The organism is Streptomyces sp. CB00455 (assembly GCF_001905445.1).
Classification (GTDB): Bacteria; Actinomycetota; Actinomycetes; order Streptomycetales; family Streptomycetaceae; genus Streptomyces.
This window is the reverse complement of sequence record NZ_LIVQ01000013.1, coordinates 109,533-122,524: the sequence shown is the minus strand read 5'-3', so window position 1 is coordinate 122,524 and position 12,992 is coordinate 109,533. Positions and strand designations below refer to the sequence as shown.

The 12,992-nt window shown below is 74.2% G+C and carries 14 protein-coding genes; 9 read left to right on the top strand and 5 right to left on the bottom strand.

From position 1 onward, the window contains the following. Nucleotides 1-238 precede the first annotated feature (238 nt). Nucleotides 239-2,212: a HelD family protein gene (locus tag AMK16_RS32585; protein ID WP_199885676.1), complete on the top strand. Its 1,974-nt coding sequence runs from the start codon at nt 239-241 to the stop codon at nt 2,210-2,212. A gap of 348 nt (nt 2,213-2,560) precedes the next feature. Here the strand turns inward: AMK16_RS32585 and AMK16_RS32580 are convergent, their stop codons facing one another. Further along, complete coding sequence (locus tag AMK16_RS32580; RefSeq protein WP_073920943.1) at nt 2,561-3,256, bottom strand: copper homeostasis protein CutC; 696 nt, start codon at nt 3,254-3,256, stop codon at nt 2,561-2,563. A 146-nt stretch (nt 3,257-3,402) separates the two neighbouring features. On the opposite strand from AMK16_RS32580, the gene AMK16_RS32575 reads away from it, so the two are divergent. Both AMK16_RS32575 and AMK16_RS32570 read left to right on the top strand, forming a co-directional pair. Then, nucleotides 3,403-4,068: an HD domain-containing protein gene (locus tag AMK16_RS32575; RefSeq protein WP_073920942.1), complete on the top strand. Its 666-nt coding sequence runs from the start codon at nt 3,403-3,405 to the stop codon at nt 4,066-4,068. An 88-nt stretch (nt 4,069-4,156) separates the two neighbouring features. After that, complete coding sequence (locus AMK16_RS32570) at nt 4,157-5,377, top strand: Cmx/CmrA family chloramphenicol efflux MFS transporter (RefSeq protein WP_073920941.1); 1,221 nt, start codon at nt 4,157-4,159, stop codon at nt 5,375-5,377. A 21-nt stretch (nt 5,378-5,398) separates the two neighbouring features. On the opposite strand, the gene AMK16_RS32565 is transcribed toward AMK16_RS32570, so the two are convergent. Then, a complete protein-coding gene (locus AMK16_RS32565) occupies nt 5,399-5,680 on the bottom strand; it encodes a DUF4031 domain-containing protein (RefSeq protein ID WP_073920940.1) in 282 nt (93 codons plus the stop codon). Further along, on the bottom strand, nt 5,677-6,048 hold the full coding sequence (locus AMK16_RS32560) for a hypothetical protein (RefSeq protein ID WP_073920939.1): 372 nt from the start codon (nt 6,046-6,048) through the stop codon (nt 5,677-5,679). The genes AMK16_RS32565 and AMK16_RS32560 overlap by 4 nt, the downstream gene beginning before the upstream one ends. A 217-nt stretch (nt 6,049-6,265) precedes the next feature. Between AMK16_RS32560 and AMK16_RS32555 the strand changes: the two genes are divergently transcribed. The 4 genes from AMK16_RS32555 to AMK16_RS32540 all read left to right on the top strand — a co-directional run bounded on the left by AMK16_RS32555 (nt 6,266) and on the right by AMK16_RS32540 (nt 10,449). After that, a complete protein-coding gene (locus AMK16_RS32555; RefSeq protein ID WP_073920956.1) occupies nt 6,266-7,186 on the top strand; it encodes a MurR/RpiR family transcriptional regulator in 921 nt (306 codons plus the stop codon). A 20-nt stretch (nt 7,187-7,206) separates the two neighbouring features. Next, entirely contained in the window at nt 7,207-8,130 is a 924-nt protein-coding gene (gene murQ / locus AMK16_RS32550) for an N-acetylmuramic acid 6-phosphate etherase (protein ID WP_073920938.1), read from the top strand. Between the two features lie 52 nt (nt 8,131-8,182). After that, nucleotides 8,183-9,682, top strand: a complete 1,500-nt coding sequence (locus AMK16_RS32545) for a PTS transporter subunit EIIC (RefSeq protein WP_073920937.1) — start codon at nt 8,183-8,185, stop codon at nt 9,680-9,682. Between the two features lie 65 nt (nt 9,683-9,747). After that, nucleotides 9,748-10,449, top strand: a complete 702-nt coding sequence (locus AMK16_RS32540; protein ID WP_073920936.1) for a GNAT family N-acetyltransferase — start codon at nt 9,748-9,750, stop codon at nt 10,447-10,449. A 377-nt stretch (nt 10,450-10,826) separates the two neighbouring features. Here AMK16_RS32540 and AMK16_RS32535 read toward each other — a convergent pair whose 3' ends face one another. Next, on the bottom strand, nt 10,827-11,075 hold the full coding sequence (locus AMK16_RS32535) for a hypothetical protein (protein ID WP_073920935.1): 249 nt from the start codon (nt 11,073-11,075) through the stop codon (nt 10,827-10,829). A 115-nt stretch (nt 11,076-11,190) separates the two neighbouring features. On the opposite strand from AMK16_RS32535, the gene AMK16_RS32530 reads away from it, so the two are divergent. Together AMK16_RS32530 and AMK16_RS32525 are read left to right on the top strand one after the other, a co-directional pair. Then, the gene (locus AMK16_RS32530) at nt 11,191-12,027 is read left to right on the top strand and encodes a helix-turn-helix domain-containing protein (RefSeq protein WP_073920934.1); all 837 of its coding nucleotides are present in this window, start codon (nt 11,191-11,193) and stop codon (nt 12,025-12,027) included. Beyond that, nucleotides 12,011-12,277 (top strand): DUF397 domain-containing protein, encoded by a 267-nt coding sequence (locus AMK16_RS32525; RefSeq protein ID WP_073920933.1) that lies wholly within the window; start codon nt 12,011-12,013, stop codon nt 12,275-12,277. Before AMK16_RS32530 ends, AMK16_RS32525 begins: the two co-directional genes overlap by 17 nt. Here the strand turns inward: AMK16_RS32525 and AMK16_RS32520 are convergent. Next, nucleotides 12,261-12,953, bottom strand: a complete 693-nt coding sequence (locus tag AMK16_RS32520; RefSeq protein ID WP_073920932.1) for a maleylpyruvate isomerase N-terminal domain-containing protein — start codon at nt 12,951-12,953, stop codon at nt 12,261-12,263. The two genes, AMK16_RS32525 and AMK16_RS32520, sit on opposite strands and share 17 nt — an antisense overlap. Nucleotides 12,954-12,992: the final 39 nt, after the last annotated feature.

Sequence of the window (12,992 nt, the reverse complement as noted above, 5' to 3'; positions counted from 1 at the left end):
AACCCCATTGGGAATCAGTAGAATCTCCGCTCTTGCCGCCTCCCGCCGCCGCACCGGGGAGAGCCGCCCCCCGGTCGGTAACCGGCGGGCCATCTGTTCCGTACCAGCAGCTGGAGGCAGTCCCGTGTCCGCGCACGCCCCCGAACCCGCACTCGCAGACGAAGCAGCGCCCGACGAGCGGGACCCGCTCGCCCGTGAGCGGGCACACCTCACCGCCTCCCGGTCCGCGCTGCGCGCCATGCGCGCGGACGTCGAGTCCCTCGACATCCGCGACGTCACCGCGAACTGGGTCAACGCGATCGTCCTCCAGGCCCAGATCGACGACCGGATCAAGGCCCTCGCCGACCTCGCCCACACGCCCCTGTTCTTCGGCCGCCTGAACTATCTGCGCGCTCCCGGCGCGGACCTCGCCGAAGGCGCGCGCGGTGAGCAGTTCTACATCGGCCGCCGCCACGTCCACGACGCCGGGGGCGACCCGATGGTCATCGACTGGCGCGCCCCCGTCTCCCAGCCGTTCTACCGCGCCTCCAAAGCCGACCCGCAGGACATCGGGCTGCGGCGCCGCTTCGGCTACACCGGCGGCGAGCTCACGGCGTACGAGGACGAACACCTCTGCGACCCCGCCGAGGCCGCGGCCGTCAGCAAGCTGTTGCAGCAGGAGATCGAGCGCCCCCGCGTCGGCCCGATGCGCGACATCGTCGCCACGATCCAGCCCGAGCAGGACGAGATCGTCCGCTCCGGCTTGTCCGGCTCCGTCTGCGTGCAGGGCGGACCCGGCACCGGCAAGACGGCGGTGGGCCTGCACCGGGTGGCGTACCTGCTGTACGCGCACCGCGACCGCCTCGCCCGCAGCGGCACCCTCGTCATCGGGCCGAACCGCTCCTTCCTGCACTACATCGAGCAGGTGCTGCCCGCGCTGGGCGAGCTGGAGGTCAAGCAGGCCACCATCGACGACCTGGTGACCCGTGAGGGGCTGGAGGTCCGCGGCGCGGACCCGGCCGCGACGGCCGTGGTCAAGGGCGACGCCCGGATGGCCCGGGTGCTGCGCCGCGCGGTGCGCTCGCACGTCACGGCGCCCGCACAGGCGCTGATGGTGGTCCGCGGTTCGCGCCGTTGGCGGGTACCCGCGCACGAGCTGGCCGAGATGGTCGAGGAGCTCCAGAACCGCGACATCCGCTACGGCGCCGCCCGCAGCGCGCTGCCGCAGCGGATCGCGCACGCGGTCCTCGTACGGATGGAACAGGCGGGCGAGGCGCCGGACGACCGCGTGCAGGACGCGGTGGCGCGCAGCGCCGCGGTGAAGGCGGCGGTGAAGGAGATCTGGCCGCCGGTCGACCCGGCGAAGCTGGTGCTGCGGCTCCTGTCGGATCCGCAGTTCCTCGCGCTGCACGCGGAGGGTGTGCTCACGCAGGACGAGCAGAAGCTGCTGCTGTGGCCGAAGCCGCTGCGCAGCGTGCGGGCGGCGAAGTGGTCGGCGGCGGACCTGGTCCTGATCGACGAGGCGGCCGACCTGGTGGAGCGCACGCATTCGCTGGGCCACGTCGTGCTCGACGAGGCGCAGGACCTGTCGCCGATGCAGTACCGGGCGGTGGGGCGGCGCTGCACCACCGGTTCGGCGACCGTCCTCGGCGACCTCGCGCAGGGCACGACGCCGTGGGCCACGCGCAGCTGGGCCGAGGCGCTGACCCACCTCGGCAAGCCGCAGGCGGTGCTGGAGGAGCTGACGGCGGGATTCCGCGTACCGCGCGAGGTGATCGCGTACGCGTCCCGGCTACTGCCGTCGATCTCCCCGGACCTGGCGCCGGTCTCCTCGGTCCGCGAGGCGCCGGGCTCCCTGCTGATCGAGGAGACGGCGGACCTGACGGCGGCGGTGGTGTCGGCCTGCCGGGCGGCGCTCGCGCACGAGGGCTCGACCGGCCTGATCGCGGCGGACGCGCGCGTCCCGGCGCTGGCGCAGGCACTGCTCGCGGCGGGCCTGCCGTATCTGTCGCCGGGCGAGGAGACGACGGCCGAGTCCCGGCTGACGCTGGTGCCGGCGTCGCTGGCGAAGGGTCTGGAGTACGACTACGTGGTCCTGGACGAGCCCGCGGCGATCGTGGACGGCGAGCCGGACGAGCGGACGGGCCTGCGCCGCCTGTACGTCTGCCTCACCCGTGCCGTCTCCGGCCTCACCCTCCTCCACGACGCCCCCCTTCCCGCACTCCTGACATGACCCCCGCGGCCCCGCTCCTGACATGACCCCCGCGGCCCCGGAGCGGGGCTGTCATCGGCCTGCGGGTCCGTTGCCGAGGTTCCCCCCCCGGCCCCGCGCCTCACACGCCGGCGGGGCGGGAACCGCCCTCCGCCCGGGGACACGCGGCCCCGCCCCGGGGGCGCCGGCTGCGGGGCGCGGCCCCGCCCATGGCCCGGGCTGAGGACATGCGGCCCCGCCCCGGAGCCCCCGGAGGGGTCAGGTGCGCCGGCCGGTCCGCCGTCGTGCGCGCCACCGCTGCCGGGGCCCGGCCCCCGGCCCGCCGCGCCGCACACGGCGGCGGGCGGTCCTGCGGGGACGGGCCGTCCGTCAGGACAGGGCGGATCGCCAGGCGGCGACGGCCTCGGCCGAGACCGGCCGCCCCCACCCGCCGGGCCGCGCCGCCCCGCCGATGTGGAAGGCGTCCACCCCGCCCGCGCGCAGCACCGGCAGGTGTGACAGGGCGAGCCCGCCACCGGCCAGGACCCGCGCCCCGTACCCCGGCTCCCCCCGCCGCGCCGCCTCCGCGAGCAGCACCGGCATGCCCTCGTCCACCCCGGCGGCCGAGCCCGCCGTCAGGTAGGTGTCCAGTCCCGGCACTTCCGCGAGGGCCTTGCGCAGCTGGTCCCGGTCCGCCGCGCGGTCGATCGCCCGGTGGAAGGTCCACCGGCAGCCGTCCAGCTCCGCCGCCAGCGCTTCGACGGCGCTCAGGTCGGGGGTGCCGTCCGCGTTCAGGAATCCGAGGACGAACTCCTGCGCGCCCTCCGCCCGCAGCTCCCGCGCCGCCGTCACCAGCGCGTCGACCCCGCCGGCGCCGCCCGCCGCGAAACCGTCCGCCGTGCGGAGCATCACGCGCAGCGGGATGTCGACCGCCGCCCTGATCGCCGCGAAGGACTCGCGCGACGGGGTGAGCCCGTCGGCGGCCATGTCGGTGACCAGTTCGAGTCGGTCCGCCCCACCGGCCTGGGCCGCGACCGCGTCCTCCACGTCGAGGGCGATCACCTCCAGGAGCGCACGGTTGCTCATTCGATCCCATCCTTCGAGAAACTGCTCGGCCCCACCGCCCATATGGCCATATGACCAGTAGGGAAAATAGGTCTAGTCCAATGCTCAGAGTACGGGCCTGCGCCCGCGCTCCACCAGCACCATCAGGCCACCGCCACAATGTGCGCATGGACACCGTCACGCCGCACACCGACACCGCGGGGCTGCGTGCCCGCTGGCAGGCCGCCCTCACCGCCGCCGGCGCGGCCGCCGGCCGTGATCCCGCCCCCTACGCCGACCGCCTGCTCGACGCCTGGGCGCAGCCGCAGCGCCGCTACCACACCACCGCGCACCTGGCCGACGTCCTCGCGCGCATCGACGTCCTGGCCGCGCACGCCGCCGACCCCGCCGCCGTCGAGCTGGCCGCCTGGTTCCACGACGCCGTCTACCGCCCCGACCGCTCCGAGAACGAGGAGCGCAGCGCCGCCATGGCCGAGCGGGCCCTGCCCGAGCTCGGTATCGACCCCGGCCGCACCGCCGAGGTCGCCCGGCTCGTGCGCCTCACCGTCACCCACGACCCCGCCCCCGGCGACACCAACGGCGAAGTGCTCTGCGACGCGGACCTGGCCGTCCTGGCCGGAGCGCCCGCCGCCTACGCCGCCTACGCCGCCGCCGTACGCGCCGAGTACGGCTTCGTGCCGGACGACGCCTTCCGCGCCGGGCGGGCCGCCGTGCTGCGCCAACTGCTCGGCCTGCCCCGGCTCTACCGCACGCCGTACGGACGCGAGCACTGGGAGGACCCGGCCCGTGCGAACCTCGCCGCGGAGCTCGCCGCCCTCGGGCCGCGGGCCTGATGGCGGGCCCCCGACGGCCGCCCGGGGAATGCGCTCCCCTCCGCGACGGTTGGTGAAGGTCATGCCCGCAGCCCCCGCACGCCCCCGCATGCCCGTCGCCGTCTACGTCCTCGGCCTGTCCGTCTTCGCGCTCGGCACCAGCGAGTTCATGCTCTCCGGGCTCCTGCCGCCCATCGCCGAGGACATGGGCGTCACCATCCCGCAGGCGGGCCTGCTCATATCCGCCTTCGCCATCGGCATGGTCGTGGGGGCGCCGCTGCTGGCCGTGGCCACCCTGCGCCTTCCGCGCCGCACCACCCTCGTCTGCCTCATCAGCCTCTTCGGCCTCGGGCAGGTCGCGGGCGCGCTGGCCCCCTCGTACGAGCTGCTCTTCGCCTCCCGCATCGTCTCCGCCCTCGCCTGCGCCGGCTTCTGGGCCGTCGGCGCGGCCGTGGCCATCGCGATGGTCGACAAGGACCAGCGGGCACGCGCCATGGCCGTCATGATCGGCGGCCTGTCCATCGCGAACGTCCTGGGCGTGCCCGCCGGCGCCTTCCTCGGCGAGCACCTGGGCTGGCGCGCCGCCTTCTGGTCGGTCGGCGCGGCCTCCGCGATCGCCCTCGCCGGCATCCTGGTGCTGATCCCGAAGATCCCGCTGCCCGGTGAGAAGCCCTCGCTCGGACGCGAGCTGCGCATCTACCGCGACCGCCAGGTGTGGCTGTCCATCGGCGTCACCGCGCTGGCCGCGGGCGGCGTCTTCTGCGCCTTCAGCTACCTGTCGCCCCTACTGACCGACGTGGCGGGGCTGGATTCCGGCTGGGTGCCCTGGATCCTCGGCCTGTTCGGCGTGGGCGCTCTGGCCGGCACCACCGTCGGCGGGCGGGTCGCCGACGCGCACCTCTTCGGCGTGCTGGTCTGGGGCATCAGCGGCTCGACCGCCTTCCTGACCGCGCTGGCGCTGCTGGCCTCCGCCCAGGCGGCGGCGGTCGCGCTGGCGTTCCTGCTCGGCTTCTCGGCGTTCTTCACCGCCCCGGCGCTCAACGCCCGCATGTTCAACGTGGCGGGCGCCGCCCCGACCCTGGCGGGGGCCACCACCACGGCGGCCTTCAACCTCGGCAACACCGGCGGCCCGTGGCTCGGCGGCACCGTCATCGACGCGGGCCTCGGCTACGCCGCGACCGCCTGGGCCGGGGCCGCCATGACGGTCACCGCCCTCGCCCTCGCCCTGGTCGCCCTGCGCCTGGACCGCCGCACCCCGCCCCGCGCCACCCGCGTGGTCACCTCGGGCACCCCGGTGGCGACGTCCGCACCCGAGCCCTCCCGGGCCTGACCGGCGGGCCCGGCCCGGGGTTCAGGCCGCCCCGGTGCCCGGCGGCCGGCCCTTGGGCCTGCGCAGACCGGCCTCGGTGAGACGGCGCACCAGTTCCTTGCTGCCGATCTCCACGGCGCCCGCGCGCACCGCGTCGGCGTACCGGTACGAGGGCACGTCGTAGTGGTCCCGCTCGAAGGCCCGGGCCGGGCAGCCGATGGCCGCCGCGAAGGCGTGCAGTTCCTCGTACGAGGCATCGCTGACCAGGTGCGACCACATACGGCCGTGGCCCGGCCAGGTCGGCGGGTCGATGTAGACGGTCACCGCTGGAAGACCGGTCCGAGGCCGCCCACCGCCGCCACCCGCACGCCCGCCTCCGAGCACACCCAGTGCGGGTCGGGCCCCAGTTCCGGCTCCACGTCCAGCGCGTGCGGTTCGCCGTGCGCGCAGACCGGGCACAGCGGCCAGCGCCCGTACTTCTCCAGCAGCGCGTCCTGCACGTCCTGCGCGACGAGTCCGGCCAGGTAGGCGACCCCTTCCGGCCACTGCTCCACCCACCAGCGGCGGTGCGTGACCGAGTCCTCCACGAGGGAGACGACATCGGCGTCGGCGACCTTGCCGGCGGCGAGGTCGGCGAGGACGAGTGCGCGGGCGACGTGAAGCGCCTGTTCCAGGGGGGTCGCGTGGTCCATGGGCCCATTGTGGCCCCGTCCGGGGCGGGTGGCGAAGATCCTTGCCATGCCGTGATGTACGGCCCTTGACCCCGCGCACCCCTGAAAATAGGTTTCAGAAGTGAGCGAGAACCAGAAAGAAACTTTCACCAGGACCCCCGCACCCCGCCCCGCGACGACCCGGGCCGCCGACGCCCCGGCCGCGCGGGCCGGCGCCGCCGCCGACTCGCTCACGCCGGTGCGGAGCGCCTCGGCTCCGCCGGCCTCCGCGCTGCGGGCCCGCGTGCGCAGCCTCGGGCCCTCCATGACCCGCTCCATGCAGGCCGTCGCCGACGCCGTCGCCGCCGACCCCGCGGGATGCGCCCGGCTCACCGTCTCCGCCCTCGCCGAGCACACCGGCACCAGCGAGGCCACCGTCGTCCGCACCGCCCGCCTCCTCGGCTACCCCGGCTACCGCGACCTGCGCCTCGCCCTCGCGGCCCTCGCCGCCCAGCAGGAGTCCGGCGCCGCCCCCGCCGTCACCGTCGACATAGCCGTCGACGACCCCCTGGCCGACGTCGTCGCCAAACTGGCCCACGAGGAGGCGCAGACCCTCGCCGACACCGCCGCCGGGCTCGACCTGACCCAGCTGGCAGCCGCCGTCACCGCCCTCGCGTCCGCCCGCCGGATCGACATCTACGGCATCGGCGCCTCCGCCCTCGTCGGCCAGGACCTCGCCCAGAAGCTGCTGCGCATCGGCCTCATCGCGCACGCCCACAGCGACCCCCACCTCGCCGTCACCAACGCCGTCCAGCTGCGCCCCGGTGACGTCGCCGTCGCGATCACCCACTCCGGCTCCACCGGCGACGTGATCGAGCCCCTGCGCACCGCCTTCGAGCGGGGCGCCACCACCATCGCCCTCAGCGGCCGCCCGAACGCCCCCGTCGCCCACTACGCCGACCTCGTGCTGGCCACCTCCGCCGCCCGCGAGACGCAGCTGCGCCCCGCCGCCATGTCCAGCCGCACCAGCCAGCTGCTCGTCGTCGACTGCCTCTTCGTCGGGGTGGCGCAGCGGACGTACGAGACCGCCGCGCCCGCCCTCACCGCCTCCTACGAGGCGCTCGCGCCCCGCCACCACACGCCCGTACCGACCGGCAGGCGCGCCGCCACCGCCCGCTGAGACCGCCAGGAGCCCCGCCCATGACCGCGTACGCCGAACTCCGCGCCCAGCTGGAGACGCTGACCACCGAGGCTTTCCGTCCGGAACTGGCCGAGATCGACCGGCTGTCCACCCTCGACATCGCCCGCACCATGAACGCCGAGGACGCCACCGTCCCGGCCGCCGTCGCCGGGCAGCTGCCGCGGATCGCCGCCGCCGTCGACGCCATCGCCGCACGCATGTCCCGGGGCGGCCGCCTGGTCTACGCGGGCGCCGGCACCGCGGGCCGGATGGGCGTCCTGGACGCCAGCGAGTGCCCGCCCACCTTCAACACCGATCCGGCGCAGGTCGTCGGCCTCATCGCTGGCGGCCCCCGCGCCATGGTCCGGGCCGTCGAAGGCGCCGAGGACTCCAAGGAGCTGGCCGCCGAGGACCTGACCGCCCTCGCCCTGGGCGCGGACGACACCCTCATCGGCATCTCGGCCTCGGGACGCACCCCGTACGCCATCGGCGCCGTCGAGTTCGCCCGCGGCCGCGGCGCGCTCACCGTCGGGCTGTCCTGCAACGCCGGTTCCGCGCTCGCCGCGGCCGCCGAACACGGCATCGAGGTCGTCGTCGGCCCCGAACTGCTCACCGGCTCCACCCGCCTGAAGGCCGGCACCGCGCAGAAGCTCGTCCTCAACCTCATCTCGACCATCACGATGATCCGGCTCGGCAAGACGTACGGGAACCTGATGGTCGACATGCGCTCCTCGAACGAGAAGCTGCGCGCCCGCGCCCGGCGCATCGTCGCCCTGGCCACCGGCGCGCCCGACGCGGAGATCGAGGCCGCGCTCGCCTCCACCGCCGGCGAGGTCAAGGACGCCATCCTGGTCATTCTCGGCGGCGTGGACGGCCCGCGGGCCGCCGAGCTGCTCACCGCCTCGCAGGGCCACCTCCGCGCGGCCCTCGCCCAGACCCGCTGACGCTGCGCCGCGCCGCCCGTTCCGCCGACTCCCACAGCAAGGCGACCACCACATGTCCCCTGACAAGAACCGCGCCACAGCCGCCGCGATCCTTCCCCTGGTCGGCGGCCCGGACAACATCACCTCGATCGCGCACTGCATGACGCGGCTGCGCATCGGCCTGCGCGACCGCGGCCTGGTCCAGGACGAGGCGCTCAGGGCCCTGCCGGCAGTCATGGGCGTGGTCGAGGACGACACCTACCAGATCGTGCTCGGCCCGGGCGCCGTCGCACGGGTGACCCCCGAGTTCGAGGCGCTGGTCGAAGAGGGCCGCGCGCAACCGGCCGCGGCCCCGCCCGTCACGGCCCCGCCCGTCACGGCCGGCGAACTACAGGCCCGGGGAGCGGCGCTGAAGGAGGCCCAGAAAGCGCGGAACGCCTCCCCTTTCAAGCTGCTCCTGCGCCGCGTCGCGAACATCTTCGTCCCCCTGATCCCGGCCCTGATCGGCTGCGGCGTCATCGCCGGGCTGAACGGCATGCTGACGAACCTGGGCCTGCTGCCCGGCGTCGTGCCGGCCCTCGCCGCCATGGCCTCCGGTTTCATGTCGCTGATCGCCGTCTTCGTCGGCTACAACACCGCCAAGGAGTTCGGCGGCACTGCGATCCTCGGCGGCGCAGTCGCCGCGATCATCGTCTTCCCGGGCGTCGCCAAGATCACGGCCTTCGGGCTGGAGCTGAGGCCCGGCCAGGGCGGCGTCCTCGGCGCGCTCGCCGCGGCCCTGCTCGCCGTGTACGTGGAGAAGTGGTGCCGCAGGTGGGTCCCCGACGCCCTGGACGTCCTGGTCACCCCCACCCTCACGATCCTGGTCTCCGGGCTGGTCACCCTCTTCGGGCTGATGTTCCTCGCCGGCCAGGCATCCGCCGCCATCGGCACCTTCGCCACCTGGCTGCTCTCCCACGGTGGCGCCTTCGCGGGCCTGGTCCTCGGCGGTCTCTTCCTCCCCCTGGTGATGCTCGGCCTGCACCAGGCCCTGATCCCCCTCCACACCACCCTCATCGAGCAGTCCGGCCACACGGTCCTGCTGCCCATCCTCGCCATGGCGGGCGCGGGCCAGGTCGGGGCGGCCATCGCCGTCTACTGCCGGCTCCCGCGCAACGGCTCGCTGCGCGGCACCATCAAGTCCGCGCTCCCGGCCGGCTTCCTGGGCGTGGGCGAGCCCCTCATCTACGGCGTCTCCCTGCCCCTGGGCCGCCCCTTCGTCACCGCCTGCGTCGGCGGCGCGGCCGGCGGTGCCTTCGTCGGCCTCTTCAACCAGCTGGGCGCCTCCTTCGGCTCCACCGCCATCGGCCCTTCGGGCTGGGCCCTCTTCCCGCTGCTGGACGGCACGGCGGGCATGGGTCCGACCATCGCGATCTACGGGGGCGGCCTGGCGGTCGGCTACCTGGTGGGCTTCGTCGCCACGTACTTCTTCGGCTTCACCCAGCAGATGCTGACGGACCTGAACACCGACCCCGACCCGGATCCGGCCGCCCCGCCGGCCCCCGAACCCTCGAAGGCACCGGTCCTGGCCTGACGCCTCCGGCGGAGCCGCGCCGCACGCGGGACACGCGGGACACGCGGCTGCGCCATGATGTGGTCATGACCGACCCCGCACCCGCGCCCGCCGCACCCCCCGGCATACCCCCCGTCGTCCCGGCGGGCCGGATGCGCGCCATGCCCCAGCCCTCGTTCGCCCTTCCCGGCCCGCTCCACCTGCGGCCCTGGGCTCCCGACGACGCCCCCGCGCTGGTCGCCTCCTGCCTCGACCCGCAGATCCGGCAGTGGAACCGGCCCTCCGGCCTCACCCTGGCGCAGGCCGAGGAGAAGATCGCCGGCTGGCACGAGCACTGGCGGACCGAGACGGCCGCGATCTGGGCCGCCGCCCCCGCCTGCGGCGGCCGGGCCGTCGGCCTGATCGGCCTGGCCGACCTCGACCTGCACGGCGGCAGCGGCGAGTTCCTCTACTGGCTCCTGCCCGCCGGACGCGGCGGCGGCGTCATGGCCGGGGCCACGGACCGGCTCAGCCGCTGGGCCTTCGAAGAGCTCGGCCTCCACCGGCTGCGCATCACCCACTCCGTGGCCAATCCGGCCTCCTGCGCCATCGCGCTGAAGGCCGGCTTCCCGCTGGAGGGCACGATGCGCGGCGCCCTCCTGCATGCGGACGGCTGGCACGACGAGCACCTCCACGCCCGCCTGCGCACCGACCCCCCGCCGGGCGGCCCGCAAAGCGACCCGCCAAGCGGTCCGCGATCCGTCCCGGGTGCTCGTTCCGGGCCACGAAGGGCATCGTCTGGTGCGTAGCCCCCTGGGACGTCGGGTACTGGACCGGGCGGCCGAACCGGCAGGCCCGCTCGACGTACCCGGTGGTCGGGTTCGGGCGGGCGACGTGGCCGCCGTCCCCCGCATCACCAGCGCCGGCGCCACCGTCGTCACGGAGCCCGGCGTGTTCTCGCGCAAGCGCTCGCACCCGGCGCGGGGCACCTCCGGCACCGGCTCGAAGGGGGTGGCCAACTGCCCGCTGTCCGCCACGTCGTTCCGGATGACGTCGGAGACGTTCTCGATGCACGCCACCCCGTCACCCGCCGGCGGCAGGACTGCCGTCACCCGGCGTCGAGAGGTACCGGACCCGGCGGGAGTGCCTAGGGAGGCCGGTGCGGTGTGTCACGCATGATGATCTTTCACCCCTGGTGTGGCGCAGGGATCGCGGCTCCGGCCCCGGCCCTCTCATGGAGGACGGCGGCCAGCCGGAGCGCGGTGTCGAGGTTGCAGCGGCCGAGGTCAACCAGCGGCAGCCCGTACGTCCCGGCGGCCGAGACCACGTCCACACCGAGCGAGGGGAAGAGCACCCCGACCCCGTCGAGGGCCCCCTTGAGCTGCCGCACGGCCTCCTCGGCCGCCAGCGCACGCTCCTTCGCGGTCATCACCATGACATGTCACCTTTCTACTCTGCGTATGCGACTTGCACACACAGAGTCGCGAAACGCTCGGTAGCCTTGCAAGGCGGACACCGCAACAACCGCACGTGTTGGCCTGGGAGTTGCCATGGCAGGAAAGAACCTCGACCCGTCCTCCTCACCCCGCGCCCTGCTGGGCGCCGAACTGCGCGTGGCCCGCGAGCGCGCGGGGCTCAGCCAGGCCGAGCTCGGCGAACCGCTCTTCGTCAGCGGCTCCTTCGTCGGCCAGCTCGAAGCGGGCACCCGCCGGATGCACCTCGAACTCGCCCGCCAGATAGACGACATCCTCGACACCGGCGGCTTCTTCACCCGCAACTGCGGCGCCGCCGCCAAGTCCAAGTACCCGGACCACTTCGCGGCGGCGGCCGAGGCCGAAGCCCTGGCGACGGCCATCCGGGAGTACGCCCCACTGATCATCCCGGGCTTGCTCCAGACGGAGGCGTACGCGCGGGAGGTCTTTCGGGCGGGCCATCCGACCGCGCCGGAGGAGCAGATCAACGAGCTGATCACGAACAGGCTGGCCCGTGCCGCCTTGCTCACCGACCCAACAACCCCGCTGTTGTGGTGCGTCCTGGACGAAGCGGTACTCCGCCGGGCGGGGGACCATCCGGATGTGCTGGCCGAAGCCCTGCGCCACATCGCGGCTCTGATCAGGTCACACCGCATCATCGTGCAGGTCCTGCCGTTCAGCGCGGGCCTCCATGCGGCCATGGGCGGTGCCATAAAGCTGATGGCTTTCGAAGACGCTCCCCCTCTCTCCTACGCGGAAGGGATGGGAACCGGCCTTCTGTTCGATGATCCGGCCACCGTCACCCATCACACCCTGACCTACGATCTCCTCACGGCCAACGCGCTCTCACCGCGCAACTCGCTGGCCCTGATTGAGTCGTTGGCGGAGGATTACGCACATGACGAGCACGCCTGAGTACAACGTGTCGGCGGCCACGTGGCACAAATCCAGCTACAGCGATGCCAGCGGCGGCAACTGCCTGGAGATGGCCACCTGGCGGAAGTCCACCCACAGTGCCGGTGACGGCGGCGACTGCGTGGAAGTGGCCGACGGCCACCCCGGCATCGTGCCCGTCCGGGACTCCACGCAGCCCGGAGGCCCGCACGTGGTGTTCCGCGCACGGGCCTGGGCCGACTTCGTGGGGTCGCTCAAAGACCGCTCGTGACGGACTCCTGGCCTGGGCCGCCCTCCCGGGGCGTGCCGTCCCATCGCCATGCCGTCGGACGGGGGCGACCGGGCAGTTCCGCGCGTCCGGTGGCCCACAGCAAGGTGGACCAGGGGTCCGTCGAGGAGGGTGCGTCCGGGAACAGCCGGGCGAGCACCCGCGAGCACAGATCGGCGGGCGGGTTCCAGGCGAGCCCGAGCCCCTGCGCCAGATCGTGCGTGTGCACCACGGTCTCCACGATGCCCATCGCGGCGAAACCCTCGGGGTCCGAGACTCCGAAGACGTGGTGGGCGCGGGTCTGCGGAGGCGTCGTGCGCACCATGGCGACCAGCAGCGCACCGCTCGCTTCCAGGACCTGCAACAGGCCGGCGGGCCCCGCCCCGCGGTCTGCGTGAATGACGTTCGCCGGACCACCGGGGCGGCGGCTCTTCCACACGAAGGGCACCTCGCCGTTCAAGGGCGGGGACTTGGGGCCCAGTTGGGCGGCGTAGGCGAAGAGGTCGTCGGCGAGGTGCTCGACCGTTTCCCAGCAGTCCCATTCCAGCGAACCGGCCTTGCCTTCCCACGCTTCTGCCGGCGCCCCGCGAAGGGCGGCCACGGCGAGCCGCACGGAAAGGTCGAGGTCATCCGCGGAGACGGGGGTCCTGGAGCGGTCGGTACCGGGTGATGGGGACATGGCAGGACGGTACCGGACCGGCGGCACCCCGCCCTCCTT